Source organism: Corallococcus aberystwythensis, assembly GCF_003612165.1.
GTDB classification, from domain to species: domain Bacteria; phylum Myxococcota; class Myxococcia; order Myxococcales; family Myxococcaceae; genus Corallococcus; species Corallococcus aberystwythensis.
The window spans coordinates 21,447-48,075 of record NZ_RAWK01000033.1 but is presented as its reverse complement, the minus strand read 5'-3'; the positions used below and the strand labels follow the sequence as shown (position 1 = coordinate 48,075).

The window sequence follows — 26,629 nt, the reverse complement described above, 5'->3', positions numbered from 1 at the left end:
CGCCCCACACCGCCGCGACCGCCGTCAGGCCCCACCACCACACGACGGACACCACCACCGCGGTGAGGAACTTCACCGTGGCCTGGATGTCCAGCTCCGCGCGCTTCGCCGCCATCCGGGGCAGCGGATACGGAAGGCCGAACATCGCCAGCCCCAGCGCGAACAGCGGCAGCCCGAACACCAGCCGCAAGAGCGTCTTCACCGCGAACGGCACCACGTTGCCCGGGCGGTACTCCACGGACAGCTCCTCCGGACGCGTGGCCTGCACCAGCGACATCCGGTGGCCGAACGAGGACAGGTGCTGGCGCAGGCGCTCATAGCGCTCCGGCTCCTGCGTCCGGAACAGCCGCACCCCGCGCGCCCACAGCCGCAGCCGCTCCGCGTCCAGCGCGCCCTTCTGGCGGAAGGCGTAGAGCTGCTCCGCCACCTGCACCACTGGAAGGTCCGCCCACTGCTCCAGGTTGAGCGTCACCGCGCGCAGGCCCTCCGCCACCCGCTCCGTCAGCGCGCGCACCGCGTCCTGCTCCGAGGTCGCCGTGTCCTTCGGCAGGAAGGCCTGCACGTCGATGGGCGCCCCCTGCTCGATGAGCACCTCGCTGCGGAAGAGGTTCTTCGCCGCGTAGGTGAGCCCCACCGGGACGATGCGCACCGGAGCGCCCTCGCGCGCGGCGTTGAGCGCGATGCGCGCCGCGCCCGTCTTCAGCTCCGCGAGCTCCGGCTCCGAGTGGCTCTTGCCCTCCGGGAAGATGGTGATGGCCCGCCCCTGCACGAGCGCGCCCTTCGCCGCGTCCAGGGTGCCCTCGTTGCGCCCCATCTGCGCCGGATCATCCTGCTTGCGGTACACCGGCAGCGCGTTCAGCCCCTTGAGCAGCCAGCCGATGACGGGCAGCTTGAACAGCGGCGCCTTGGCCATGAACGTCACCTGGCGCCGCGTGAGGATGAACACCAGCGCCGGGTCGATGAGCCCGTTCGGATGGTTGCCCACGAAGAGCACCGGCCCGGAGGGCGCCTCGCCCGGGGCATTCACCTTCACCCGGTAGAAGAGCCGCAGCGCCAGCGCCACCACCGCCCGCACACATGCGTAGAACACGCGACGGACTGTATACCGGCGCCCCACCCCGGGCCTGCCCCCGCTCCAGACACTGTCACCGCAGGGGCCGGAAAGACCCTCTTCCCCGACAGCCCTCCGGGTTCAGTCACTACAGAACAGTCCGATGAGGCGGCGATCCACGCGCGGACTCCCGGGTCACACCTTTTTTGCGCGCGGCCCCTGGAAGGCCGCCGCACACCTGGGGGAGCACTTCATGAAGCGTTTGATGTCGCTGGGCTGGGCCGCGGCCACCGCCGCCGTCCTGGGCTGTGGGGGAAGTCCCTCGCAGGACGAGGGCTCGAAGGCGGAGACACAGCCCGCCATCACGTCGGCCTCGCGGTCCATCGTCACGGCCACGGCAGCGACTCCCAGTGCCTGCAACGCGCTCTATGCGTCCAGCGCGACGCAGGCGGCGCTCAGCCAGGCGGTGGTGGATCCGGCGCTGCACATGGACGGCTCGGTCCGCACGCTCATCCTCTCCTTCAACACCGCCAACGCGACGGGCGGAGTGCTGAACCTGGACGCCGTGCTCGGCGGGCTGACGCGCACGCTGGGCGGGCTGACGCAGGGCCTGGGCCTGGGCAACGTCCTGGCGCTCAAGTCGCTGCCCATGGTGGCGCTGAAGGTCCCGGTGACGCCGAAGCTCATCGCCTCCCTGCGCCAGGAGCTCCAGCCGCTGGGCCTGCTCTCCATCTACGAGGACAAGCCGCTCCAGTACTTCCTGGACACCAGCGTGCCGTACATCCACGCGGACACGGCGCGCACCGCGTATGAGACGACGGGCGCGGGCATCGGCGTGGGCGTCATCGACTCCGGCCTGGACGGCACGCACGGCGACTTCCCCAACGTGGCGCGCAACGTGAAGGTCGTGGCGTCCCCGCTGGACCTGGGCGTGGGCGGCGCGCTGTACATCGACACGCCGAACAGCGACCTGACCAGCGGCCACGGCACGCACTGCGCCAGCATCATCGGCGGCTCGGGCGCGCGCTCGGGCGGGCGGCACCAGGGCGTGGCCCCCGGCGCGAAGCTCGTGGGCGTGGGCACCGGCGACGCGCTGAGCATCCTGTTCGCGCTGGAGGGCTTCGACTTCCTGCTGGACCCCGATGTCCGCGAGACGCACAACGTGCGCGTCATCTCCAACTCGTGGGGCACCAGCGGCAGCCACTTCGCGCCGTTGGATCCCATCTCCATCGCGACGAAGCGCGCGTACGACCTGGGCATGGTGGTGGTGTTCGCGGCGGGCAACGAGGGCTCCGACCCGGACACGCTCAACCCCTACAGCGCCTCGCCGTGCGCCATCTCCGTCGCGGCCGGCACGTCGCGCGACACCACCGCGGCCACCAACCCGCTGCTCAGCCAGGACAAGGCCGGTGAGCTGGCGTCCTTCTCCAGCCGGGGCATCCCGGGCGACGCGTTCCACCACCCGGACATCACGCTGCCGGGCGTGAACATCGTGGCGGCGCGCGCCATCACCGGCGCCATCATGCAGCCGTACCTGGGCCTGGACCTGCTGCACCCGGAGCCCTTCTACGCGGCCAACTCCGGCACCTCCATGGCCGCGCCGCACATGTCCGGTGTCGCCGCGCTGCTGCTGGAGGTGAACCCCGCCCTCAACATGGACGGCGTGCTCGCGGCGGTGCAGGCCACGGCGCGGCCCATGTTCACGACGGACGCGGCGGGCAACACGCGCCAGCTGGAGACGTGGGAGGTGGGCGCGGGCTACGCGGACGTCTACGCGGCGACGAAGCTGGTGAATGACGCCGTGGGCACCCGCTACACCACGCAGACCACCGCCTTGCCCGGCTGGACGGGCACGGTGAAGACCGCCATCAACCTCCCCGTGCTGGACCTGTCCCTGCGGGCCGCGCAGCACGAGCACACGCTCACCGTGCCCGCGGGCGCCAACGCCCTGCGCATCAAGACGGACTGGGGCAACCCGGCCTACGACCTGGATTTGTATGTCTATGGCCCCAACGGGGAGCTCGTCGCCACCAGCGCCGAGGGCACCTCCACCGGTGAGGCCGTCACCCTCACGAACCCTCCCGCCGGGACGTGGCGCGTTCAGCTCAAGGGCTTCCTGAACGTGGCCACGCAGTACACCGGCACCGCGGAAGTGGACCGCCGCGTCCCGCGTCCGTAGTCACTCACGGACCCCACAAGGCACGGCAGTCCCCGCCCCCCTCCAGTGTTCGCACGGGAGGGGGGTTGTTCGTTGTGGAGCGAAGCGATGCGAAACCGCTCAGCGCGGCTTTAGCGTCACCTGCGTGTCCGCGAAGGTGCGGCCCTGCGCGTCCGTGAAGCGCGCGCGCACCGGCACGGGGCCCGTCAGCCATCCGCCCTGCACGGGCGTGCTGAAGGGAAGCGGGACGTCCACGCCCGCGGCGACCTCCGGGGCCGCGCCCTCGCTCGGGAAGAAGCGCAGCGCTTCACCGCCGGCCTGGGGCAACCCCTCCAGCGACAGGTGCACGCGCTCCGGCGCGGTGTAGCTGAACTGCACCGCGTTGCCCTCCGCGCACGTCAGCGTCCCACCGGGCCGGGCCTCCGCCAGCACCGAGCCCGTGGGCGCGATGCAGAAGGCGCGCACGCCCCAGGCCCCTTCGCCCGGAGCCGACGCACGCGCCTGCCACTCCGGCGCGCCCTGTTCCTGGCGCTCCAGTGTGGGCGCCACGGCGAGCAGCGCCACGGACGCCGCGGCGGCACTCAGTGCCAGGGGCATGAAGAGCGGGGACGCGAACCACTTCTTGCGCTCGGGCGCCACCACCGGCCGCGCGGGGGCGGGCTGGAGCCTGGCGAACAGGGCCTGCTCCAGGAGCGCGCTCCGGGCCTGGGGCAGCGCCCGCTGCTCCAGCACCGACTCCACGCGAGACAGCCGCGTGTACGTCTCCTGACAGCCGGAGCACGTGGCCAGGTGCGTGCGCAGGAGCGCGAAGCCTTCCGCGTCCAGCCCGTCGCGGCCCTTCTCGAAGAGGGCGGCCATCGTCTGCTTCGCCCGGCGGTCGTCACATCCACTCATCGCGCACTCCGCCGCTTGAAGAAGCTCCAGCCCTGCGTCTCCAGGTCCTCGAGGTATCCCTTCGACTGGAGGAACCCCAAGAGCCTGGACTTCAACCCGAACTCGCGCCGCCGCACCTGGATGCGCGTGAGGCCCAGCGCCGTGGCCGCCTCTTCCTGGGCCACGCCCTCGCTGAAGCGCAGCTCGAACAGCCGCTGTTCCTGACGCGACAGCCCGTCCTTGAACGCCGCGAGCAGCGCCTCCACCTCGCGGTCCTCCAACAGCTCCGCCAGCCCACCGTCCTCGGGAGAGGACTCGGTGAGCCCCTCGAAGGGCTCGTCCCGGCCCACCAGCTCGCGCTCGCGCGACTGCTCCAGCAGCACGTTGCGCGCGATGCCCATCAGGAAGTGGGCATACGGGCGCGTGCCGTTGTAGGCAGCGCGCGTGCGCGGCTCGAAGGCGCGGGCGAAGGTCTCCAGCAGCGTGTTCTCCAACTCCATCGCGTTCCTCAGGCGGGTGAAGGCTCCCCGCCATGCGGCCGACTTGAGCAGGCGAGCGAACGGCTCCGCGTGCGCGCGATACACCTCCGCCAGCACCTCCGGGGTGCCTTCGCGAAAACGGCGCAGCGTGTCGTCATCCCACTCCATCCCTCAAGGGCTTACCGCGACCGTCGCGGTCCCGTCATCCGCATGTTGTCGCGAGCGGCCTCCGGTGGATTGTCGGTTGCGCCCCGTGGCATTCTTTCGCACAGCGCACCGCGCAATCCCTGATGCGAATGCCCTCTCACAGGACCCTGGCCCTGAGCGCGCTCCTGCTGGCGGGGACCGCCGCGAGCGCCGCGCCCGAGCAGGTGCACTACGCCCTCATCGTGGCCAGCAACACCGGCACCGAGCCGTCCCAGGCCCCCCTGCGCTACGCGGACGACGACGGCGCCCGGTACTACGAGCTGTTCGCCCCCCGCTCGCGCGAGGTGGTGCTGCTGAGCGTGCTGGACGCGGAGACGCAGGCCCTGCACCCGGGGCTCGCCGCGAAGACGCGGGCCCCCACCCACGCCGCGCTGTGGGAGGCGCTCGCCCGGCTGAACGGCCGCATGGCGGAGGACCGGGCGAAGGGCGCGGTCCCGGTGCTGTCGTTCGTCTTCGTGGGCCACGGCAAGCGCGGCGCCGCTGGCGAGGGTTCGGTCAGCCTGCTGGACGGGCCGCTGACGCGCACGGAGCTGTACGCGAAGGTGCTCGCGCCCAACAAGGCGTCCTTCCTCCAGCTCATCGTGGACGCGTGTGATTCGTACTTCTTCGTCCACTCGCGCGGCGCGCTGCCGGTGGGCCCGGCGTACGCGGACGCGGTGAAGGGGCTCTTGGGCAACCGCGAGCTGGAGCGCTTCCCGCAGGTGGGCGTGGTGCTGTCCACGTCGTCCGAGCAGGAGAGCCACGAGTGGAGCGCCATCCGCTCCGGCGTCTTCAGCCACATGGTGCGCTCGGCGCTGTCGGGCGCGGGGGACGTGAACGGGGACGGCCGGGTGGACTACGCGGAGCTGCGGGCCTTCGTGGCCGCCGCCAGCCAGGGCATGGCCGACGTGCGGGGACAGCCGCGCGTGTTCATCCAGCCGCCCGCGCTGGACCGGGCGTTCGCGCTGACGAACCTGGGTGACGCCGCGTCGCTGGGCTACCTGCTGGTGCCCACGGGCGTGGCGGGCCGGCTGTGGGTGGAGGACGCGCGAGGCATCCGCGTGGTGGAGCTGCACAAGGAGCGCGAGCGTCCGCTGGTGGTGTCGCTGCCCGTGGGCCGCGGCTACTACCTCCGGGCCAGCGGCCGGGAGGCGTCGTTCGCCATCACGCGCGCGTCGGAGGTGGTGGACGTGGGCGGCCTGCGCTGGAGCGACGCCACCGTGGCGGCCCGGGGCGCGGTGCAGGACGCGATGCGCGACAAGCTCTTCTCCGTGCCCTTCGGGCCGCGCTTCTACCGGGGCTACATGGCGAGCCTCGGCATCACGCCGTCGTCGGACGAGGCCGACGCGGTCCTGGTGCCATGAGCCCCTCCGCGTCCCTGCTGCTCATGCTGCTGCGAGTGTCGGCCCCCTGCGATGCGCAGACGCGCGTGGCGCTCCTGCCCTTCGAAAGGCTGGCCCTGCCGTCCGAGGACGCGCGCGAGCTGGAGGACGCCACCCGGCGCGCGGTGGCCGCGCTGCCGGATGCGTGTCTGGAGTCGCGTGAGGACACGGTGGCGCGGCTGCGCGGTTCGGGCGCGGCGCTGGCGGCGTGTGGTGACGCGGAGTGCCGGAGCGCGCAGGCCTCGGCGCTGGGCGTGCGCAGGCTGGTGCGGGGCGTGGCGCTGGGCGTGGGAGGCAAGCGCAGCGTGGCGCTCACGGTGACGGACGCGCGAGGCCCGGAGACGCGAGCGCAGTTCGAGGCGCCGGCCACGACGCCGGGCGAAGCGGACGCGCGGGCACGGCAGGCGCTCCAGCAGGTGTGGTCGCCGCTGGTGACGACGCAGGCGGTGCGGGAGTCCCGGGAGCCTCGGGGCTCGCGCGTGCTGCCCAAGGTGTTGTGGGGCGCGGGCGGCGTGGCGCTCCTCGCGGGCGTGGGCTTCGGGGTGGCGGCGCGGAGCACGGAGTCGAAGCTGTCGAAGAACGGTGGTGAGTGCGCCACGGCCGGTGAGGCCTTCGCGGACTGCTTCGCATCGCGGCTGGATGCGGGCCGCCGTCAGGCCAGGACGTCCAACGTGCTGCTGGGCGTGGGCGCGCTGCTCGGCCTCGGGGGCGCGGTGTCATTCGTCTGGGAGCTGCCATGAGGAAGCTGCTTGCCGCGCTGACGGGCGCCGTCGTCCTGGTGGTGGGGGCGTGCACGTTCGCGCCGGACCTGTCCCGCTTCGCCGCGTGCGATGCGGCCGGGAGCTGCCCTTCCGGCACCTGGTGCCTCACGCCGGAGAATCGCTGTCTGCCGGACTGTGGCGAAGGCGGGTCCTGTGACGGGCCTGGCCCCGTGGACGGTCCGGACGCGGGCACGCAGGTGGATGCGGGCACGGACGTGGACGCCGGCACGGACGTGGACGCCGGCGTGACGGACGCGGGCGAAGTGGACGCGGGCAGCAACGACCCCGACCCCTCCGCGCTCTCGCTGGAGTCCAGCCTGCCGGAGGCCGTCGAGACCGTCGCCTACTCGGCCCAACTCCAGGCCCGAGGCGGCACGCCGCCGTACACGTTCGACACCACCGGGCAGCTGCCCCCGGGCATCACGCTCGGCACCGAGGGCCTCCTCACCGGCAAGCCCACGCGCGCGGGGCAGCTGGACATCCGGGTGAAGGTGACCGACCGGAGCACCCCGACGAAGAGCGCCAGTGGAAACCTGACCCTGTACGTCCGTCCGCTGCTGCGGGTCGCGGGGCCCGAGCCGCTCGCGGACGCCCCCAGCAACCGCGCCTATACCGAGCGCATCTCCGCCACCGGAGGCAAGGGGCCGTACAGCTTCGCCCTCGCGCCGGAGCAGTCGCTGCCCTCGGGCCTGACGCTCGCGGCGGACGGCGTCATCACCGGCAACACGACCCAGGCCGGGACGAAGACGTTCACCGTGGTCGTGACGGACAGCGACACGCCGCCCCAGTCCGTCACCGGCACGCTCTCCATCACCCTCACCAACTCCACCGGCAACGTGAAGCTGTTGTCGCGCGCGGTGCCCACCGGACGCGTGGGCTCCGACTACAGCTACACCCTCCGGACGACCGGCGGCTCCGGGGCGTTGTTCAACTGGAGCGTGAAGGACGGAGCGCTGCCGCCGGGCATCCTCCTGGACACGAAGGAAGGCATCCTCTACGGCAAGCCCACGAGCGGGACGGACTTCACCTTCGAGATCAGCGTCGTGGACCTGCTGGCCAACGACAAGCAGTCCTACTCCCTGCACATCCACTGACGCCGGGGCCTCACGGGTAGCGGTCCACCACCTGGATGACGCCGGTGTTGTCCTGCACCACGGAGAAGCCCTTCATCGGGCTGGGGTACGCGATGAGGCCCTCGCCGTCCCGGTCCCAGCGCGTGTCCAGCAGCACGCCGCAGAAGGGCACGGACGTGGCGCCGCTCTCCGGCGTGAAGATGCGGTCATACCGGCCGAACACGCGGTGCTTCGTCACGTAGAGCCGCCCGCCGATGCGCGCCCCCGGCAGCCTCGCCTCCCCTTCCGCCTGCGGCAGCGCGATGACGAAGCTGTAGTTGTAGCGGGCCGGCCCCGGGTGGTCCTGGATGCTGTCCACGATGACGGGGATGCGGTCCCCCACCTTCAGCCCCAGCCGCTCCATCTGGAGCTGCGCGCCGCGAGGACAGCTGCCCTCCGGGGGCATCCACGCGGGACGCGGCACCTTCGCGGCGGCGTCCGGCCCGTGCTGACACGCGAGCGCGAACAATCCCAGCAGGGCCAGGCCCCCAACCACTCCACGGCGCGCACGGTCGGGTCGCAAGCGAAGGCCTCCGGTCAGAACGTCCCGATGCTGAAGTGGAACTGCGTGGGCGCCTCGTTGAGCGCTTCGTCGCGGTCCAGGTTGAAGCCCACGTCGAAGGCCAGCGGGCCCACGGGCGTCACGTAGCGCAGGCCCACGCCCGCCGCGTAGCGCAGCACGCCCGGGTCGAACAGCGTGCGGTCCTGCCACAGGTTGCCCGCCTCGAAGAACAGCCCCAGGTCCACCGCGGCGATGGCCGGCACGCGCAGCTCCGCCTTGGCCAGCGTGAAGAGCTCGCCGCCCTGGCTCGCGGGCACCTGTCCGGCGAGCACCGCCTTCAATTCATCCGGGCAGCCCGCGGGCGAGATGACCGCGCGGCACGCGGCCAGCCGCTGGTGCAGCCCCTCGCGCACGTCCTGCGGCAGCACGCCGTCCTCGCGGAAGCCCCGGAGGCTGGAGGAACCGCCCAGGTAGAACAGCTTGGACCCGATGTTCTGCGACCCCTGCGTCAGCGGCACGATGGTGCCCGCGCGTGCGCTCACCGCCACGCTCGCGCGGCGGCCCAGCGGCGCGTACGCGCTCACGCTGCCGGACAGCTTCACGCCGTCGATGGGGAACTCCGGCACGCGGTTGCCCGCGACGTCCGTGGGGTGGACGCTGATGCCGCGCATGAACTCCACGCTGCTGCTGAGCACCATGCCCCGCCGGGGGTTCGCCGGGTCGTCGCGGAAGTCCAACGTCACGGACGGGCGCAGCGAGTGCAGCGCGAAGTCGCCGTACGGGTAGCGCAGGCGCTCCTGGTCCGCGCGGTTGACCAGCTCCAGTACTCCCGCGCGCGAGCGCAGCCGGTTGTTCTCCAGTTCGTACTGGAGCGACACGTTCACCCACGACGCCAGCGCCCAGTCCGCGCCCAGCACCGCCGCGAACCGCGTGGACAGGTACGAAGGCCGGTGCACGCGCTCGCCAATCAGGTCCAACCGCGCGCCAATCTCCTGCGGCGCCAGGAAGGACAGCCGGGGCTGGGACAGCGCCAGGTTGCCGCGTCCGCCCAGGCCGCTGAAGCCGTCCAGGTCGGTGTCGCACGCCTCGCCGGACAGCTCACCCGTGGAGCACCCGGCCGGACGCCGCGACGACGACAGCGCCTCCGCGCTCGCGCCCGCGTAGTTCACCTTGCCGCGCGCCAGCAGGTTCAGCCCCCGGCCGTCCAGGTTGCGCCACGCCGTGTCCAGCGTGATGCGCGGACCGTCCACCAGGAAGTAGCCGCCGGACACCTCGCCGTCGATGCGCGGGCGCTCCTGCACCGTCACCAGCACGTCCTTGGAGGCCTCACGGCGGTTGGGGTCCGCCAGCGACACCTCCGCCTGACGGAACAGCCCCAGCCGCGACAGCCGGCGCTGCGCCTCCGCCAGCGCCTCCACCGACAGCGGCTGTCCGGGCTTCAAGTCCAGCTGCGCCAGCACCACGTCCGGATCCGAGCGCCTCAGTCCCTGGAGCAGCACCTGCCCCACCCGCACGCGAGGCCCCGGGTCCGTGCGGTAGGTCACCTGCGCGGAGGTGCCGTTCTCCTCCACCGACACGGAGTGGGTCACGTGCGCGAAGAGGTAGCCCTCGCGGCCCAGTCCCCGCTCCAGCGCCGCCTGCGCCTGCTCCACCTTCTCGAAGCTCAGCGGCGTGCCATTGGGCAGCAGCAGCGTCACCCAGACCGGGTCCACCTCCAGCGGCATGCCCAGGAAGATGGGCGCGCGGATCAGCGCCTGGGGCCCCTCCTCCACGTCGAAGTCCGCCTCCGCCGTGTGGCGGGCCACGTCCATCGTGAGGCCCCGGAAGGTCACCTGCGCGGACGCGAAGCCCTGCTCGCGGTAGGCCGTCGTCATCGCGTCCGCGGCCTCCAGCCACGCGGTCTCCACGTAGACCGTGGACGGGTCCGGCGGGGACATCACGCTCGTGTCGTAGCGCCGCTCGCGTCCCTCCGTCTCCAGCGGGTCCTCGCGCATGGGCAGGTCCAGCTCCGGCCACGTCTCCAGCGCCGCCACCTGGTTGGTGAGCATGGAGCGCAGCACGGACGACGACAGCGCCGCGTTGCCGTGGAAGCGCACGTCCGTCACGCGCAGCGGGGCGCCCTCCTCCACCTGGAAGCCCAGCACCGCCGCGTCCCCGTCCGGCCGGATGACCTCCAGCGCCCGCACGCGCGCGTCGTGGAAGCCGCGCCGCCGGTAGAACGCCTCCAGCCGCCGGGCGAGCCGCGCCGCCACGGACTCGTCCATGGCCTCCTCGCCGTCGTAGGCCACCACGCGCGCCAGCAGGGTGCTGGGGAAGCGGCGGTTGCCCATGAAGCGCAGGTGGAACGCGGGGCCCGCCGACACCGGCACCGCCACGGACGCCTCGCTGTCCTCCACCACGACCACGGGAGCGCCCACCCAGGCCCGCCAGTGCTGGCCCTCGCGCAGCAGCGCCCGCAGCCGCTCCAGGCCGAAGTCCAGCTTCGCCCGGTCGAACACCTCTCCCGGCTTCATCCCCAGCGCCTCCACCAGGCGCGGCAGGGGCAGCGCGGGACTGCCGGAGAAGGTCACCCGCCGCACGCGGGTGGGCTTGCCCTCCACCACCACCAGCGTCACCGCCACGCCGCCCGCGGGCACCGGCCGCTCCTCCACCTGGATGCCGACGGCGTCGTAGCCCTTGCGCTGGTAGGCCTCGCGCACCGCGGCCGCCGCCGTGTCCAGCTCCTCCGGGTCCAACGGCCCGCCCTGGAGCAGTCCGCTCGCCTCCAGCAGCTCCCCGGACGTGAGGACGTGGTTGCCCCGCACCGCCACGTGCGACAGCAAGGGCAGCGGCGTGAGCTGGAACACCAGCCGCACCCCACCCGGCACGTCCTGCGTCAGCGCCACCACGTCCGCGAAGCGCCCCGTGGCGAACAGCTGCTCCACCGACTTGCGCACCGCGCCGGGTGTCAGCGCCTGGCCCTTGCGCAGCGTGACGAGCCCCGACAGCCCGTCCGCGGCCATGCCCTCCGGCAGGTGCAGCTCCACGGCCACCACCGCGGGGGCTTCGTCGTCGTGGAGGGAGGGCGCGGCGAAGGCGGGCCGCGCGCACACGAGGAGGAGCACCGCGGTCAACGCGGCTACTCGACCTCCCAGCCCAGCTTCAGCTCGAGCCCGAGGTTTCCGAACGACGCCTGGCTGTTCTCGTTGTCCCACTGGGCCTGTGCGGAAAGACGGTCGTCGAAGCGGTACTCAGCGCGTGCCCGGGTACCTCGCCCACTCACGGGCTGGGTCATCCCGATTTTAAGCTGCTCGGACAGGAACTTCGACTCCAGTTGTGCGGTGGGCTCCGCCTGCCGGGTGGCGTCGTTGTAGGTGGTGGAGATTTGAAGGGACAAGTCCCGAAGGACGGGGTTGCTGGGAAGGAACCGGCGCACCTGCCGGTCCAATCCTGACACGTTGAAGAGGGCCTCCGCCGCCAGACCGTAGCTTGCCGACGCCGCCGTGTCCTTGTCCGCGCTCGTCACCCCCAGTGTCAGCAGCGACAGGATGTCCCCTTCCGTGAGCACCGGCTCCGACGAGAGCACGACCAGAGGGTTGGCCGGCCGCCCGAACGCGTGCAGCTTCACCACGAACTCGCGCACCGACGTCTGCGCCTGCACCTCGAACACCGGGTCGATGCCGGACGCGTCGCGGAACTCCAGCTGCCCCTGCTCGATGGTGAAGAGGTTGTTGCGGAAGAACGCCTGGCTGCCCTCGGCCGCCTCCACGCGGCCCAGGAGCCCCGGCTTCACGTCCGTGCCGGTGAGCCGCACGTCGCCCAGCAGCCGCGCCTTGGCCAGGTTGTTGTCCACGCGCACGTCGCCAAAGTGCACGTTGACGTCCCAGGTGAAGAAGGCATCCCGCGCGCGCTCGCCCCCGCCGCCCATGGCCAGCTGCGGCTTCTTCTGCATCGTCTTGAGCAGCGCTTCGATGTCGAGCGGCTTCTGGTAGCGCAGCTTGATGATGTCCAGCCCACCCGTGACGGTGGGCCCCGTGGGAGGACCCACCACCTGCAACAGGCCGGACACGGTGAGCGGCAGGTCCTCCGTCATCCGGTACGGGACGGCATCCAGTTGCAGCGTCAGCGCCAGCCGCTTGGGCACGAAGCGCTCCAGCCGGATGTCACCGCGAGCGGACACCTGGCCCTCGTTCACCTGGGCCTGCAGGTGCTCCAGCAGCACGCGCTGGCCGGTCATCTCCAGGCGGCCGGACATGCCGCGCACGGTGAGCGGCAGGTCGCGCATGGACAGCCGCACGTCGGACAGCTCCGCGGTGCCCACCACCGACGGCGCGTCCAGCGAACCCGTCGCCTCCGCGTCCACGCGCAGCTGGCCGCCCACGCGCTCCATGCCGGGCAGGAGCGGCTCCAGGAGCCGCACGTCCATGCGCCCCTCGCGCAGGCTCATGTTCATGGCGCGCTTGCTCATCCAGCCGCCCAGCGTGACGTCCACCGACGCGCCGCTGAAGCGGAAGGGCTGCACGTCCAACCGGCCGTTGACGTAGCTCAGCACCAGCGGCCCCTGGTTGCGGCCGCGCAGGTCGCCCCGCGCGAGCGACAGCTCCCGCACCGTGGCCGCCACCTGGTAGCCCTCCGGCTGCAACAGCGGGCCCTGCAGCGTCACCCGCCCCGCGAGCATGCCGGTGACGCCGGCCAGCGCGGGCACCTGGGGCAACAGCGGCTTGATTTCCGGCAGCAGCAGGTCGACCGTGGAGTCGAAGAGGTAGGGCTCCTTCACCGTCATGGACAGGGAGCCCTGCGCGTCGCGGAAGGGGCGGCCGGTGATGCGCAGCTGCTTGCCCTCCTGGTGCAGCGCGAGGTCCATGGCGCCCAGGTCGCGCGACGCGAAGGTGATGCGCGGCCCCTTCAGCGTGGCCTGGATGTCCGGCTTGTCCGCCGTGCCCGCGACGGTGCCCGCGAGCGCGAGCGTGCCCTGGATGCCCATCTCCTCCGCGGTCTCCGGGCCCACGGCCTCCGACAGCGACAGGTTCTCACCGCCGAAGCGGTAGTCCAGCGCGCCCGCCGTGAAGCCGAAGGAGCCCTCCACCCAGGTGCGCCCCAGCCGGCCGTCCAGCACGGTGCGCTCCAGCACCATCTCCTTGCCGTCCACGAAGCGAAGCCGCGCGGAGCCCGCCCCCAGCCGGCGCCCCAGGTACGTGGTGTCGCGCAAGTCGAAGGCCACCAGCCCCTCCAGCTTCTCCAGGGGGCTGTCGATTTCGACGCGTCCGGAAGCCGCGCCCGCGAACTGGCCTTGAATCACGGCGATGGACGGACTCAGGCCCGCCACCAGGTCCACCAGGTCCTCGGTGCGGCCCTGCGGCACCGTGACGTCCAGGCGCAGGTGCAGGAGGCGCGCGAAGGTGAGCGCCGCCTTGCCGAAGTACTGCGTGCGTCCCTTCTGGCCGGTGAGCGACGGGAACGACAGCAACCCGTTCGAGTACGACAGCTTCGCCTGCGTCACGCCCAGGCCGAAGCCCCAGAAGGTGAAGTCGCGCAGGGACAGGCTCGCGTCCACCTTCACGTCCGAGTACGGCCCCACGATGGAGTAGTTCGCGGAGCCCTTCCCGGACCACGGCAGCTCCGCGATGTGGCCGAAGTCCGACAGCTCCAGCTCGCCGTTGCCCTGGATGTCCAGGCCGCGCACGGTGTCGAAGTAGAGCGTCACGTCGCCGTGCACGCGCGAGCGCCCGGACTCCACCGTGAGGCGGCTGAACGACACGCGGTCGCCCGAAAGCTTCACCGCCGTCTGCGCGCGGCCCCGCTCGAAGGTGAGCAGCGTCTTGCCCGCGGTGACCGGGGCATCGAACGCGCGCGTGGCCAGCACGAAGCGGCCGGTGCGCAAATCCAACGGCCCGGACAGCGACGGCCGGGGCAGGAGCGTCCCGGTGAGGTGCGCGTTCGCCGTCGCGGGGAAGTCCACCCACGAGCCCGCCACGCCCGCGCGCTCCAGGATGCGCCCGAACGACGCGTCCTCCGTCTGGAGCGTCACGTCCACCGGCAGCTCCGGCGTGAGCCGCAGGGCGCCGGACAGCTTCACCTTGCCGGAGCCCAGCGGGGCCTCCAGCGACTCCACGCGCACGCGGTCACCCGAGTACGACAGGCGCGCGTTGAGGCTCACCGGACCGTACTGCTCATAGGCCAGGTTGCTCGCGGACAGGTCCGCGCCCACCACGAGCGCGGACGGCTTCCCGGTGATGGACAGGCGCGTCCACAGGTGGCCGGTGGCCGGACGGGGCAGCAGCTTCGCCTGGGACAGCGTGCGCAGCGGCAGGAACACCTGCGCGTCCAGCGCGAGCACCGGATGACACAGCGTCTCCACGCGGCCGGACACCGTGGCGGTGATGTCGTCGAGCGTCACCTCCGCGCGCTCCACGTCCAGCAGGCCTTCGTCCGGATCCAACGCGCCGGTGAAGCCCAACTGTCCCAGCGTCAGCTCACCGCCGCCCGGGCCCAGGCGCACCAGGCCCCGCCGGGCGCCGACCTCCAGCTCCATCACGCCCCAGTGCTCCACCCACCCCACGTCCAGGCTCTCCACCTCCACGCCCCGCCCGCCGGGCAGCGCGAGGCGCACCTCCGCGCCGGTGATGTCCAGGCGTCCCACGCCCACGCGCGTCAGCGGCGTGAGCGGACACGTGCCGTCGGAGGAAGGAGGACCTGAGGAGGGCCGGGACAAATCCAACGCCACGCGCGGATGGCGCACGCGCACGTGGCCCAGCATGAGGCGGCGGGACAGGGGCGACAGGAAGCCCAGCGTCACCTCCGCCTCGTCCGCGGCGAACAACGGCGTGTCCGTGCCCGGCGCGAACACCGACACGCCATGCAGCACCACGCGCGAGCCCAGCGGATCCAGCTCGCACCGGCCGATGCCCACGTCCACGCCCAGCAGGTCCGGCAGGTGCCTGCGCGCCACGGTGCAGGCGGCGTCCCAGGTGAACGGCTGACGCAGCAGCAGGATGCTCCCCGACACCAGGAGGAGCACCCACAAGAGCGCCTTGCGCGCTGCACTGTTGCGGCTGGGGAGGGACAAGCCGCTAGAGCTTACCGAGTCCCTCGAGGTAGCGGTCGATCTCCGCCAGGTCGATCTTCGTGTTCGCCGTCCGGGGCAGCGACGAGGCGGGCGCGCTCGCTCGCTCGCCTGCCTGGGCAGCAGCCGAGCCGCCCTGGAGTCCCAGGTTCGTCCCGATGCGGTGCACCAGCTCCGCGCTGATGCTCTCCGAGCGCACGAGGAACGCCTCGAAGAGCGCGTTGTCGCACAAGGTGTTGATGACGCGCGGGGTGCCGCCGGAGTGCTCGTGCACGGCGAGCAGCGCCTCCGGCGTGAAGGGCATGCGCGGGCAGCCGGCGAGCCGCAGCCGGTGCTTCACGTACGCCTCGGTGGACTCCGCAGTGAAGGGCTCCAGCTTGTAGCGGAGCGCCACGCGCTGGGCGAGCGGCGGGTCCAGCTTCAGGTTCTTCTCAATCTCCGGCAGGCCGAAGAAGACGAAGGAGATGAGCTTGCGCTCCGGCACTTCCAGGTTCAGCAGCCCCCGGAACTCCTCCATGATCTCCCGCGTCTCCAGCATCTGCGCCTCGTCGATGAGGACGACGGCCTTCTTGCCGGACTCGTAGATTTGCAGGAGGCGCTGGTAGAGCTGCGACAGGAGCGCCAGCTTCTCCTGCGCGGGGTTCTCCACGCCCAGCTGGAGCGCGATGCGGCGCAGCAGCCACTGGGCGGTGATGCCCGAGTGGATGATGACCAGCAGCGCGGCCTCGTACTCGGACTCCGGAAGCGAGTCGAGCATGCGCCGGGCGAGCGTCGTCTTGCCCGCGCCGATATCGCCCACGAGGATGGACAAGCCCTTCATGTAGCCCACGGCGTGCATCAGCCGGGTGAGGGCCTGCGAGTGCTGCGCGGAGTTGTAATAGAAGCGGCTCACCGGAGCGTTGGAGAACGGCTCCTGGGTGAGTTCGAAGAAATCGAGGTAGGTCGTCATCGCTCGCCGGGCCTCGTGGGGACGCGCTACACGTACCCTACTTTACGAGCCTTCGGCGCGCCCGCGGCGGGAACCGGTGCCGGAGTCGCGGGGCCCTTGCTGGCGCGAGGCAGCGGGTCCTCCTCCGGCGCGGTCACCGCCGACAGCCGCGTCACCTGCGACCCCACGTCGCGGTACTTCGCGTCCATCGCGGCCACGCGCTGGAAGTGGAAGAGCGCCTTGCCCGGCTCGTTGAGCGCGTCGTAGGCGCTCGCCAGCTCGAAGCCCAGCGCCTTGGCCACCTCGCCCGTCGCGAGCACGTTGGAAAGGCCTTCCTTGAACACCTGCACGGACTCGTCCGGACGGCCGCGCAGCGTGTGGAGCATGCCAATCATCGTCAGGCAGTCCAGCTCGCGCGGGGTGCCCACGCAGCCCTGGCGGGCCACTTCGAACTCGTGGACGGCGTCGTCCAGCAGGCCCATTTCCTTGTAGGCGATGCCCAGGTCGTAGTGCGTGTCCACGTCCTCGGGCTTCACCACCTTGGCCAGGCCCTTCTTGAACTCGGCGAAGACCTCATCCACCGAGTACTGGAAGTCCTCGTCCGCCGGAGGCACCGCCGCCAGCGACTCACCGCCCAGGTCGTCCAGCTCGCCGGCCAGCTGCGCCGCCAGGTCGAACGCGTCACCGCCACCGGCGCCGTCGTCGAGCGACGCCTCCGTCACCGGCTGCACGGAGGGCACATGCAGGGGCTCGGAGGGAGCGTCGTCCTCAGGGGCCGCGCCACCGCCGGCCTCCATCTCCTCCAGCCGCGCCATCAGCTCCCCGGCGCGCACGTGGCCCGGGAACGCGATGCCCACCGTCTCCAGAATCTCGCGCGCCTCTTCCAGCAGGCCCTGGTCGAGGAAGAACGACGCCTCGTCGCACTCCTCGGAGGCAGGCTCCTCCTCGGGCTCGGCTTCCGGCTCGGGCTCCGGTTCCGGAGCATCCGCCAGGGCCTCGGGCTCCGGTTCGGGCTCCGGCGTGTCCGCGAGCTCCTCGGGCGCGGGCTCGTCGTAGGACAGGCTGTCCATCGACGGCAGCACCATGTGCGCGGCCGTGGGCTCCTCGTCCTCCTCGTCGCCCAGCGACATGCCGCCCGTGTAGGCGGGCTCTTCCGCGGGCGCGGTGAAGCTCTCGTCCAGGCCGGCGTCGTCCAGCGCGGACGCGTCCAGGGGCGCGAGTCCCACGCGCGTGGGCGCATCGTCGTCCTCGCCCAGCGACATGCCGGGCTCGACCAGCGCTTCGTCGCCGCCGTCGTCCAGCGTCGGCAGCTGGTAGGTGTCCGGAGCGGCCTCCTCCAGCAGCGCGCGCGACGGGGACAGGATGCGCGTGGGCGGCGCTTCCTCCTCGTCGCCCAGCGACATGCCGCCCGCGTCGTCCGCGAGCACCATGGGCTCGTCGCCGCCCACGTCCGCGAAGGAGTCCTCCGCGTACGCCAGCGCGTCGTCCGGAGCGACCAGCGGCTCGTCGTCGGAAGCGTCGGCGCCGCTCAGGCCCGGCTCGTCCGCGAGCACCAGCGAGTCCTCGTCGGACCCCATCACCAGGTCGTCCTGCGGCGGCAGGTCGTAGACGGCGTTCTCGGCGGAGCTGATGGGCTCGCCCATCACCGCTTCCTCGCCGCTCAACGTGGTCTCCGCGACCTCGTCGTCGACGATTTCATCCGAGTCCGAACCGTGGCTCAGCGCCGCGAGCGCCAGCTCGTCACCTTCCGGCTGCGCGAGCGCGTCATCCGGCGGATCCGCGACGAGGATCTCGTCCTCGTTGGAGTCCACCAGGATGGCGTCCTCTTCCAGCGACTCCACGCCCGGCGCCGCCACGGGCGCCACGATGCCCCCTTCCGAGCGAAGCACGGACAGGAAGGCGGGCACCTCCGGGTGGGCCGGGTTCTCCTGGAGGATGGTCGCCAGGTACGGCTGCGCGCGCAGCACGTCCGCGCGGCGCGTGCACAGGCGCAGCACGTTGAGCAGCTGCTCCGACGCCTGCGCGCCGTTATTGGCCGCCACGTAGATGTGGTACGCCTTTTCGTGCGCGTCCAGGTTCTCCGGATCCACGGAGAAGACCTTGCGCAGGTGCTCCAGCGCTTTGTCGTGGAGCCCGTACTTCACGTAGACGTCCGTCTCCGTCAGCAGCTTGGCCAGCTGCTCGCGGCTCATCCCCGCGGGCGGAGGCGGCACCACGGCCACAGGCTGCGGGGCGGGCGCGGGACGGGACGGGGGCGCCGCGCCGACGGGCGCGCTCCACGCGGGCGCGGGCTCCTCGACGTGCGAATGCGCGGCGGCGAGCGCGGGCTCCGGCTCGGGTTCCGCGACAGGCCCCCGGCGCGCGAGCAGATCCGGGTCGTTCGGATCCAGCAGCTCAATCTGCGTCCACACGCCATCGGACTCGGCGGTGCGGCCGCGCTCCTGGTGGATCTTCGCGAGCTCCTTGTAGACGGACACCGTCTTGGAGACCTGGCCCAGCCCCTGGAACGCCTGGGCCAGCAGCGTCAGCGTCTCCACGTCGCGGCCATCCGCCTTGAAGCAGACCTGGAGCTTGGCGAGCGCGCGCTTCTGGTCGCCGCGCTGCAGGTACGACGCGGCCAGCTCCTTCGCGAGCGGGAGGTTGTCCGGCTCCAGCGAGGAGAGGCGCTCCGCGACGCGAAGCCAGTCATCCGCGCGGGCGTTGCGCTTGAGGTACTCCGCGGCGCGCTTGAACTCCTGCGCCGCTTCCTTCGTCATGTTCTCGCGCGCGTACAGCTCCGCGAGCTTGATCTTCGACGCGACGTTCTCCGGGTCGAGATCCACCATCTTCTTGAGGGTGTCGAGGCTCGACTTGGTGTCGCCCGCCTTGTCGTAGTGGTTGGCGACGATCTGGAAGTACGCCATCGCCTCCGACATCAACCCCAGCTGCTGGTGCAGCTCCGCCAGCTTGAGGTTCACCTCCAGCAGGTTCGGGTTGAGCTTGAGGACCTGCTTGTAGAGGGCGACGGCCTTGAGGAAGAAGCCGTCCGAGGAGTAGCTCTCCGCGACCTTGGTGAAGAAGTGCGCCGCCTGCGCGTTGTCGTTCTTCTTCTGGTACAGCTCCCCCATCTTCTGGAGGACCCGGATGTCCTTCGGGTCGACCTCCAGGACCTTCTGGTACTCCTTGATGGCTTTGTCGTACGCGCCCTTCGCGACCAGCTTCGCGGCGGCTTCGATGATCTTGTTCTTGTCCATCGAGCGTGCGCTTCCGGCAGGCAGAAACCCCGAGGAACTTCGCGGGTTTCAGTCCTTTTCTGGGGGGGAGCGTTGGAGGCTAACGGAATCCTCCGACGCGGGTCAAGAAACAGCCTGCCATCCCCCGGGGCTGGATCACCCGCCTGGACGCTCGTCCGCCCGGCGGGTTTTCCGCGTCTTCACGGTGAGCGCTACGGCGTCTCTTCCACGGCCTTCTTGAGCCGGCGCGAACCCGTCTCGCTCGCCAGCAGGCGCTCCACGAAGCGGGTGTCGTAGTTGCCCTCCTGGAAGGACTCCTCCGCCAGTGCGGCCCGGTGGAACGGGATGTTGGTGCGGATGCCCTCCACGACGTACTCGGAGAGCGCGCGCTGCATGCGGCGGATGGCCGTCTCGCGGTCCTCCGCGTGCACGATGAGCTTGGACAGCAGGCTGTCGTAGTGCGGCAGCACCGTGTAGTTCTCGTACGCGGCGGAGTCCACGCGCACGCCGTAGCCGCCCGGCACGCTGTAGCCCGTGATCTTGCCCGGCCACGGCGCGAACGTGACGGGGTCCTCCGCGTTCACGCGGCACTCGATGGCGTGCCCGCGGATCTGCACGTCCTCCTGCTTGAAGCGCAGGGGGTGCCCGTAGGCCATGCGGATCTGCTCACGCACCAGGTCCACGCCCATGACCAGCTCCGTCACGGGGTGCTCCACCTGGATGCGCGTGTTCATCTCCATGAAGTAGAACTCGCCGCGCTCGTCGAGCAGGTACTCGATGGTGCCCACGTTGTTGTAGCGGATCTTCCGCATCGCGGCGACGGACACCTCGCCCATGCGCTGGCGCAGCTCCGGCGTGAGCGCGGGCGACGGGGCCTCTTCAATGAGCTTCTGGTGCCGCCGCTGCACGGAGCACTCACGCTCGTTGAGGTGGATGACGTTCCCGTGCTCATCCGCGATGATTTGAATCTCGATGTGGCGCGGCTTCTCCACGTACCGCTCGATGTAGAGGTCGCCGTTGTTGAAGGAGGCCAGGGCCTCCGCCTGCGCGGTGGAGAACGCCTGCGCGAGCACGCCCGGCTCGCGGACGATCTTCATGCCCTTGCCGCCACCGCCCGCCGCCGCCTTCAGGATGACCGGGAAGCCAATCTCCTTCGCGAAGGCCTCCGCCTCGCGCGGATCCTTCACCACGCCGGGGCTGCCCGGGAGCAGCGGCAGGCCGGCCTCGCGGGCCGCGGCGCGCGCGCGCACCTTGTTGCCCATCAGCCGCAGCATCTCCGGGCGCGGGCCAATGAAGCGGATCTTGCAGTTCTCGCAGACCTCCGCGAACTCGGCGTTCTCCGACAGGAAGCCGTAGCCCGGGTGGATGGCGTCCGCGCGGGTGATCTCCGCGGCGGAGAGCAGCTGCGGCACGTTGAGGTAGCTCTCCTTGGACGGAGGCGGCCCGATGCAGACGGCCTCGTCCGCGAAGCGCACGTGCAGCGCGTGGGCGTCGGCGGTGGAGTGCACCGCCACGGTGGCGATGCCCAGCTCACGGCATGCGCGGATGACCCGCAGGGCAATTTCCCCGCGGTTGGCGACCAGGACCTTCTTGAACACGGCCGTGCTCCTAACGCGAGGGCCTTGAGGCGAGGCGCGTCCCGCCCGGAAGGGGCTGGACGCGCCTGACAGGTCAGCAAACTCAGGCCGGCTCGATGCGGAACAGCGCCTGGCCGAACTCCACCGGGCGACCGTTCTCCACGAGGACCTCGGCGATGCGGCCGGAGACCTCGGACTCGATTTCGTTCATCAACTTCATCGCTTCGACGATGCAGAGCACCTGGCCCTTGCGCACCACCGTGCCCACGTCCACGAACGGAGGCTGATCCGGCGCGGGGGTCCGGTAGAACGTCCCCACGAAGGGGCTGGTCACCTGGTGGCCCGGCTTCTCCGCGGGCTTCTCCGGCGCCAGGGCGGCGGCAGAAGCCGCGGGCGCGGCAGGAGCCGCACGGGGCGCGGCCGGGGCGGCGTACTCCACCGGCTGCGACACCGTCACCCCGGGGCCCGACGGCGCCGCGTGGTGGACGATGGTCGTCTCCGGCGCGTGACCGCGGCGGATGTAGAGCTTCTCCGGACCCCGCGTCCACACCAGCCGGGTGACGTCGGAGGCCTCCAGGATTTCGACAATCTGCCGGAGGGCTTCCACGTCCAGGGACGTGGTGCCCGCATCCCGCCCGGAAGCCGCGCCCGAGGACGTGGCCGGCCGGGTTGCCTTGCGCTTCGTTGCCATTCAGACCCCTCCGGGTCGCCAGGTGAAGGGAAGACGCCCTAGCCCGCGGTCGCCACGCGGGTGAGGTACTTGCCACCTTCACGCGTGTCGATCTTCAGCACGTCACCCTCGTTGATGAACAGGGGCACGTTGACGGTGAAGCCGGTCTCCAGCGTCGCGGGCTTCATCGCGCCGGAGACGGTGTCGCCGCGCACGCCGGGGTCGCACTTGACGACCTTGAGGTCCACGGAGTTCGGCAGGCCGACGGAGATGGCCTTGCCGTTCCAGTAGAGGACCTCCACCGGGGTGTTCTCCTTCAGGAAGTTCTTCGCCTCGCCCAGCACCTTCTCCGTGATGAAGGTCTGCTCGAAGGTCTTCTTCTCCATGAAGTAGTACTCGTCACCGGACGAGTAGAGGTACTCCATGTCCTTCTGCTCGATGTCGGGGATGCCCACCTTGTCGCCGGACTTCATGGTGGGCTCCAGCATGCGACCGCTGAGCAGGCTGCGAATCTTGGTCCGCACGAACGCGGAGCCCTTGCCCGGCTTGACGTGCTGGAAGTACTCGATCACGAACGGCTCGCCGTCGATCTCGATCTTCAAACCATTGCGGAACTCGGACGTGTCGACAAAACCGGCCATGGGGACCGACTCCTTCAGCCTGCCAGACTGACGTAAAGACGAAAGCCGGGGGTGTCTAGCCCATGCCCTGTTTCCTGCAAAGGGGAAAGCGGCGGCACGCTGCGTCGCCGGGCAGGCTCGACAAGCCCCTGCCCGGGCGGACGTGCGCGGCTACAGCTCCGCCTTCACCTGCGGCGCGGTGACGCGCAGGACATAGCGCCCCTTGCCGAAATTCCCGTCCGCGCGCAGGGCCAGCACCAGGAAGTACTCCGGCGTCAGCAGGCGCATCACGGTGAGGACCTTGTCACTGTTGACGGACACCTCGGTGACGGTGCCCGTCTTCAACGACTCGGCCGCGTTCTTCAACTGCGTGAGCAGGTTGGCGTACTCCACCCAGGTGCCGGACACGTCCAGCTCCGTGGCCTCGTCCTTCTGGAACGTGTCCACGGAGATGCCGTCGAAGCCCATCACGCTGCACGCGAGGGCCCCGTCCACCTGGTTCACCACCGCTTCAAGGTGCGTGCGGAAGGCCATCTAGCCCTCGCTGCCGGGCGGCGTGGTGACCGGGGCGGGCTTGCATGAAGCGTACATGCCGTCCTGGCCAGGCCCCGAACCGCACGGGCCCGCGGGGACGTTCGGCGCCTCGGTCCCCACGCAGTTGCGAAGCGTCACGGCGCCGTTGGCGACGTCCATGCCGAAGACGATCTCGTTGGACTCGAACTTCTTGCCGCCCGCCGCGAACTTCCCCGTGAGCTGCATGGTGACACGCAGCTGGGCCACCGCGGTCCCCGACAGGGCCGCCCGCAGGGCCGTCGTGGCTTCCGCGGTCATCAGGTTGACCACCAGCTTGTTCTCATTCGACGCGGGGTTGAGGACCGCCGTGTAGGGGACCGACCCGTCGGGGATGTTGATGTTCGGCGTCGAGGCGTACGACAGCTTCAGCGTGTCCACGAAGGCCGTGCCCGAACCGCCGACGTCGGACTCCGGCTCCAGCGGAGCGCCGTTCACCTCGATGGGCGTGGTCGTGTAGGCCGACCGGACGATGAGTCCCAGCAGGTAGCTGTTCCGGTAGGCCAGGTCGAGCGAGCCACTGGCCGAGCCGGTATCGTCGGAGCCGAAGTCGCAGCTGTCGTCCGGCTGGATGACCTGGAGGATCTGGATGACGGGGGGGCTTTCGGAGCACGAGCAGAGCCCGAGCGACAGGGCCGCCGCGAGGAAGAAGGGCTTCATTGGAATGTCTCTCCCAATCAGGGCGCGAGGCCTTAGAGGCTCTGCGCGATGGTCTGCCGGTTGAGGATGCGTGGCGTGATGAAGATGAGCAGTTCCTGCCGCTCGTCCGTCTCCGAGGTGCTCCGGAAGAAGAAGCCGAGCACGGGGATGCGGGACAGGAAGGGCACCGAGTCACGTGAGGTGCTGCCCCGGCGCACGTAGATGCCGCCGATGACGGTGGTGTCGCCATCCTTCACCAGGACCTGGGTGTTGGCTTCCTTGCGCTGGATGGACGGCTGGCCGTTGGCGCCGGTGTTGGACGGGTCCGGCTGGTTGTTCTGCGCCGCGATGGACATGAGGATGCTGCCGTCCTGGGTGATGTGCGGCGTGACTTCCAGCGACAGGCGCGCTTCCACGAAGGTCGTGTTCACGCCGCCCGCCGACGTCTGGCTGAACGGGATGGACAGACCCTGGCTGATGCGGGCCGTGTTGTTGTCCAGCGTGGTGACCTTGGGCGACGAGATGGTCTTCACCGTGCCCTCGGTCTCCGCCGCGGACAGGCGCAGGTTGAGCTGCACGGCGCCGCCCGCGGAACCGAAGGCGAAGCCCATGGCGCCACCGAGGCCCTGACCCACCGCCGCCGGCAGGTTCACGGCGAAGTTGGGCTGGGCCGGGAGGCCCGGCGCCGCGCCACCCGCGCCGCCCGTGATGCCGACGTTGCTGGGGAAGATGAGGCCGGTCGGGTTGCCGGACGCGGCCGACAGACGCGTCTGACCGCCCCACTGCACGCCCAGGGCGCGGCTGAAGGTGGTGCTCGCCTCCACGATGCGGCTTTCGATGAGGACCTGCGGCGTCTGCGTGTCCAGGCTGCGCACCAGGGCGCGCGCCTTCTCCGTGTTGGAGCGGATGTCCTTGATGATGAGCACGTTGGTGCGCGTGTCCACCGTCACCGAGCCGCGGTCGCTGAGCACGTCCTTCACCCGCGACGACATGTCACCGGCCACCGCGTAGTTCACCGGCACCAGGCTGACCAGCAGGTCCTCCTGCTGCTGCAGCGACTTCTTGCGCTCTTGGCGCAGCCGCGCCTCCTCTTCCAGGGTCTTCAGCGGCGCGATGCGGATGATGTTGCCCACCTGCTCCTGGCCCAGCTGCTTGGTGCGCAGGATGAGGTCCAGCGCCTGGTCCCAGGGCACGTTGCGCAGGCGGATGGTCACGCGGCCCGACACGTCGTCGGCCACGACGATGTTGCGCTTGGAGATCTCCGCGATGACGCGCAGCAGGTTCTGGATGTCGATGTCCTTGAACTCGAAGGACACGCGCTTGCCACGGTAGCGCGCCTGCTGGGGCGCGCCCTCCGCCGCGTACGCCGGGGCCTCCGCCGTGAAGCCGGCGGTGCGCTGGGTGACGGCCACCTCCTCCGTCTTCACGCCCTGCACGTCCAGCCGCCAGCTCAGGCTGTTGGCGCCCTGGGTGACGTTCTCCTCGATGGCGCCGTCCGCGGCGACCACCAGGCGCACCTTGCGGCCCTCACCCGGCACGCTGAAGGCGCTGATCATCTTCACCGGCGTGTCCAGCGCGCTGGTGTCCAGGCTGCGCTCCAGCTTCTTGGGCAGGCGCGCGTTCTCCAGCGTCAGCACCGCGCTGCGCGGATCCGGCCGGTCCACCTTCCACGCCGTCGCGCCGGACAGCTTCAGCTGCACGCGGCCGCCCGTGGGGCTCTCGTCGAAGGACAGGTCCTTGACCTCCACCACCGCCGGCTGCGGCGCGGCCTGCGCCACCGCGGGCTGCGGCTTCGCCGCCTCCTGCACAGGCAGGGGCTGCGGGCGCAGGGGCTCCGTCTCCGCCACCGCGTCGCGGGGCTGGGACGGCTTGGGCTTGCGCGCCACCGCGCTTCCCAGCACCACCTCCAGGCCACGCTCCGCGCGGTCCACGCGGTAGGCGGGCATGTCGCCCTTGGCCACGAGGACCAGGCGAACCTTGTCCTCGTGCGCGCCCACGCGCACGTCCTTGAGCAGGGCGCCCTTCACCTTGGGCGCCTTCGCGCTGAGGCCCACGCCGTACACGTCCACGGCCAGGCGCGGCGGGTCCACGAGCTCCAGGACCTCGTAGCGGGCGATGTCGCCGTCGGCGGCGACGCGCAGCGCGTCACCTTCCATGGACAGCCGGGTGATGCGCTGGGCCGGGTGGGCCACCTCGCGCTCATCCGCTTCCGTGGCGACGACGTTCTCACGGCCCGGCGCCTGGGACGGGGCGGACCTGGAGGAGGTCCCCTCCTCCGGCACCACCGCCACCATCGCCTCCACCACCGGCGCGGGCTTCACCGGCTCGGCGGCGGCCACCTGCGCGGGAGCGGGCTTCGGCGCGGCGGCGGGAGCCACCGGCTTCGCCTCCGCCGGGGCCTGGGGAGCCTGGGCGGTCGCGGCGGCGGGGGCCACCGGCGAGCCGTCCACGGAGATGACCACGCGGTTGCCCTCCGCGCGGACGTCGTACTGGGAGGCCTGGTCGAGCGCCACCAGCACGCGGCCCACACTGGCGCGCGCGTCGGAGAACTGGGCGGCCACCACGCCGGACACCGGACCGGTGCCGTCGTGGTGCCCCTTGATGCCGGTGGCGTCCGCGGACGACAGGTCCACCACCAGCCGCTCCGGCCCGCTGAGCCGGAAGACGGTGAAGGTGGGCGGCCGGGTCCCGGTCACCACGACCTGGGCACCGGCTCCCGTCCGGGACACCTGCAGGTCCCTCAGCGTATTGAGATCCGCGCCGTACACCTTGGCGCTTGCCAGGACGACCGCCCATGCGGCCGCCATGATCCACTTGCCCCTCGTCACAGCGCTCTGCTCGAGCATGCGTCCCCTCAACAAGTTGGA

At 71.0% G+C, this 26,629-nt stretch carries 18 protein-coding genes; 4 read left to right on the top strand and 14 right to left on the bottom strand.

All coding sequences use genetic code 11. From position 1 onward, the window contains the following. The coding region (locus D7W81_RS07615; RefSeq protein ID WP_120554663.1) for a lysophospholipid acyltransferase family protein at positions 1-1,090 on the bottom strand (1,090 nt) is incomplete at its 3' end. A 214-nt stretch (positions 1,091-1,304) separates the two neighbouring features. On the opposite strand from D7W81_RS07615, the gene D7W81_RS07610 reads away from it, so the two are divergent. Next, complete coding sequence (locus D7W81_RS07610; RefSeq protein ID WP_120554662.1) at positions 1,305-3,230, top strand: S8 family serine peptidase; 1,926 nt, start codon at positions 1,305-1,307, stop codon at positions 3,228-3,230. Positions 3,231-3,329: 99 nt separating this feature from the next. Here the strand turns inward: D7W81_RS07610 and D7W81_RS07605 are convergent, their stop codons facing one another. Beyond that, positions 3,330-4,103, bottom strand: a complete 774-nt coding sequence (locus tag D7W81_RS07605; RefSeq protein ID WP_120554661.1) for an anti-sigma factor — start codon at positions 4,101-4,103, stop codon at positions 3,330-3,332. Then, on the bottom strand, positions 4,100-4,729 hold the full coding sequence (locus D7W81_RS07600) for an RNA polymerase sigma factor (RefSeq protein ID WP_120554660.1): 630 nt from the start codon (positions 4,727-4,729) through the stop codon (positions 4,100-4,102). Before D7W81_RS07600 ends, D7W81_RS07605 begins: the two co-directional genes overlap by 4 nt. A gap of 128 nt (positions 4,730-4,857) precedes the next feature. Between D7W81_RS07600 and D7W81_RS07595 the strand changes: the two genes are divergently transcribed. From D7W81_RS07595 to D7W81_RS07585, 3 genes are read left to right on the top strand one after another with little or no spacing between them, the layout of a single operon-like run. Then, a complete protein-coding gene (locus tag D7W81_RS07595) occupies positions 4,858-6,111 on the top strand; it encodes a hypothetical protein (RefSeq protein WP_120554659.1) in 1,254 nt (417 codons plus the stop codon). Further along, entirely contained in the window at positions 6,108-6,869 is a 762-nt protein-coding gene (locus tag D7W81_RS07590) for a hypothetical protein (protein ID WP_120554658.1), read from the top strand. The genes D7W81_RS07595 and D7W81_RS07590 overlap by 4 nt, the downstream gene beginning before the upstream one ends. Further along, the gene (locus D7W81_RS07585; RefSeq protein WP_120554657.1) at positions 6,866-7,984 is read left to right on the top strand and encodes an Ig domain-containing protein; all 1,119 of its coding nucleotides are present in this window, start codon (positions 6,866-6,868) and stop codon (positions 7,982-7,984) included. Before D7W81_RS07590 ends, D7W81_RS07585 begins: the two co-directional genes overlap by 4 nt. A gap of 10 nt (positions 7,985-7,994) precedes the next feature. Here the strand turns inward: D7W81_RS07585 and D7W81_RS07580 are convergent, their stop codons facing one another. The 11 genes from D7W81_RS07580 to D7W81_RS07530 form a co-directional block, all read right to left on the bottom strand. Continuing rightward, the gene (locus D7W81_RS07580) at positions 7,995-8,525 is read right to left on the bottom strand and encodes a hypothetical protein (protein ID WP_120554656.1); all 531 of its coding nucleotides are present in this window, start codon (positions 8,523-8,525) and stop codon (positions 7,995-7,997) included. A 14-nt stretch (positions 8,526-8,539) separates the two neighbouring features. Continuing rightward, on the bottom strand, positions 8,540-11,608 hold the full coding sequence (locus D7W81_RS07575; protein WP_120554665.1) for a POTRA domain-containing protein: 3,069 nt from the start codon (positions 11,606-11,608) through the stop codon (positions 8,540-8,542). Positions 11,609-11,622: 14 nt separating this feature from the next. Then, on the bottom strand, positions 11,623-15,549 hold the full coding sequence (locus D7W81_RS07570; RefSeq protein ID WP_120554655.1) for a translocation/assembly module TamB domain-containing protein: 3,927 nt from the start codon (positions 15,547-15,549) through the stop codon (positions 11,623-11,625). Positions 15,550-15,553: 4 nt separating this feature from the next. After that, positions 15,554-16,495 carry an ExeA family protein gene (locus tag D7W81_RS07565; protein WP_120554654.1) on the bottom strand — a complete coding sequence of 314 codons (942 nt, stop codon included), beginning with the start codon at positions 16,493-16,495 and terminating at the stop codon, positions 15,554-15,556. 26 nt (positions 16,496-16,521) lie between these two features. Then, a complete protein-coding gene (gene sgmX, locus D7W81_RS07560) occupies positions 16,522-19,707 on the bottom strand; it encodes a type IV pili formation protein SgmX (protein ID WP_120554653.1) in 3,186 nt (1,061 codons plus the stop codon). Positions 19,708-19,898: 191 nt separating this feature from the next. After that, entirely contained in the window at positions 19,899-21,284 is a 1,386-nt protein-coding gene (accC, locus tag D7W81_RS07555; RefSeq protein WP_120554652.1) for an acetyl-CoA carboxylase biotin carboxylase subunit, read from the bottom strand. Positions 21,285-21,366: 82 nt separating this feature from the next. After that, positions 21,367-21,954, bottom strand: coding sequence for an acetyl-CoA carboxylase biotin carboxyl carrier protein (accB, locus tag D7W81_RS07550; protein WP_120554651.1), 588 nt, complete (start codon positions 21,952-21,954; stop codon positions 21,367-21,369). Positions 21,955-21,992: 38 nt separating this feature from the next. Continuing rightward, positions 21,993-22,574 carry an elongation factor P gene (gene efp, locus D7W81_RS07545; RefSeq protein ID WP_120554650.1) on the bottom strand — a complete coding sequence of 194 codons (582 nt, stop codon included), beginning with the start codon at positions 22,572-22,574 and terminating at the stop codon, positions 21,993-21,995. A 150-nt stretch (positions 22,575-22,724) separates the two neighbouring features. Continuing rightward, positions 22,725-23,087: a roadblock/LC7 domain-containing protein gene (locus tag D7W81_RS07540; protein ID WP_120554649.1), complete on the bottom strand. Its 363-nt coding sequence runs from the start codon at positions 23,085-23,087 to the stop codon at positions 22,725-22,727. Continuing rightward, entirely contained in the window at positions 23,088-23,783 is a 696-nt protein-coding gene (locus D7W81_RS07535) for a hypothetical protein (RefSeq protein ID WP_120554648.1), read from the bottom strand. A 32-nt stretch (positions 23,784-23,815) separates the two neighbouring features. After that, positions 23,816-26,608 (bottom strand): type IV pilus secretin PilQ, encoded by a 2,793-nt coding sequence (locus D7W81_RS07530; RefSeq protein WP_120554647.1) that lies wholly within the window; start codon positions 26,606-26,608, stop codon positions 23,816-23,818. Between the last annotated feature and the right edge of the window lie 21 nt (positions 26,609-26,629).

Excerpts from the sequence above, each read along its gene's own strand:
- D7W81_RS07530 (WP_120554647.1), bottom strand. The coding sequence starts at position 26,608 with ATGCTCGAGCAGAGCGCTGTGACGAGGGGCAAGTGGATCATGGCGGCC.
- accB (WP_120554651.1), bottom strand. The coding sequence starts at position 21,954 with ATGGCAACGAAGCGCAAGGCAACCCGGCCGGCCACGTCCTCGGGCGCG.
- efp (WP_120554650.1), bottom strand. The coding sequence starts at position 22,574 with ATGGCCGGTTTTGTCGACACGTCCGAGTTCCGCAATGGTTTGAAGATC.
- D7W81_RS07540 (WP_120554649.1), bottom strand. The coding sequence starts at position 23,087 with ATGGCCTTCCGCACGCACCTTGAAGCGGTGGTGAACCAGGTGGACGGG.
- sgmX (WP_120554653.1), bottom strand. The coding sequence starts at position 19,707 with ATGGACAAGAACAAGATCATCGAAGCCGCCGCGAAGCTGGTCGCGAAG.
- D7W81_RS07605 (WP_120554661.1), bottom strand. The coding sequence starts at position 4,103 with ATGAGTGGATGTGACGACCGCCGGGCGAAGCAGACGATGGCCGCCCTC.
- D7W81_RS07585 (WP_120554657.1), top strand. The coding sequence starts at position 6,866 with ATGAGGAAGCTGCTTGCCGCGCTGACGGGCGCCGTCGTCCTGGTGGTG.
- D7W81_RS07535 (WP_120554648.1), bottom strand. The coding sequence starts at position 23,783 with ATGAAGCCCTTCTTCCTCGCGGCGGCCCTGTCGCTCGGGCTCTGCTCG.
- D7W81_RS07600 (WP_120554660.1), bottom strand. The coding sequence starts at position 4,729 with ATGGAGTGGGATGACGACACGCTGCGCCGTTTTCGCGAAGGCACCCCG.
- D7W81_RS07610 (WP_120554662.1), top strand. The coding sequence starts at position 1,305 with ATGAAGCGTTTGATGTCGCTGGGCTGGGCCGCGGCCACCGCCGCCGTC.
- D7W81_RS07590 (WP_120554658.1), top strand. The coding sequence starts at position 6,108 with ATGAGCCCCTCCGCGTCCCTGCTGCTCATGCTGCTGCGAGTGTCGGCC.
- D7W81_RS07595 (WP_120554659.1), top strand. The coding sequence starts at position 4,858 with ATGCCCTCTCACAGGACCCTGGCCCTGAGCGCGCTCCTGCTGGCGGGG.
- D7W81_RS07565 (WP_120554654.1), bottom strand. The coding sequence starts at position 16,495 with ATGACGACCTACCTCGATTTCTTCGAACTCACCCAGGAGCCGTTCTCC.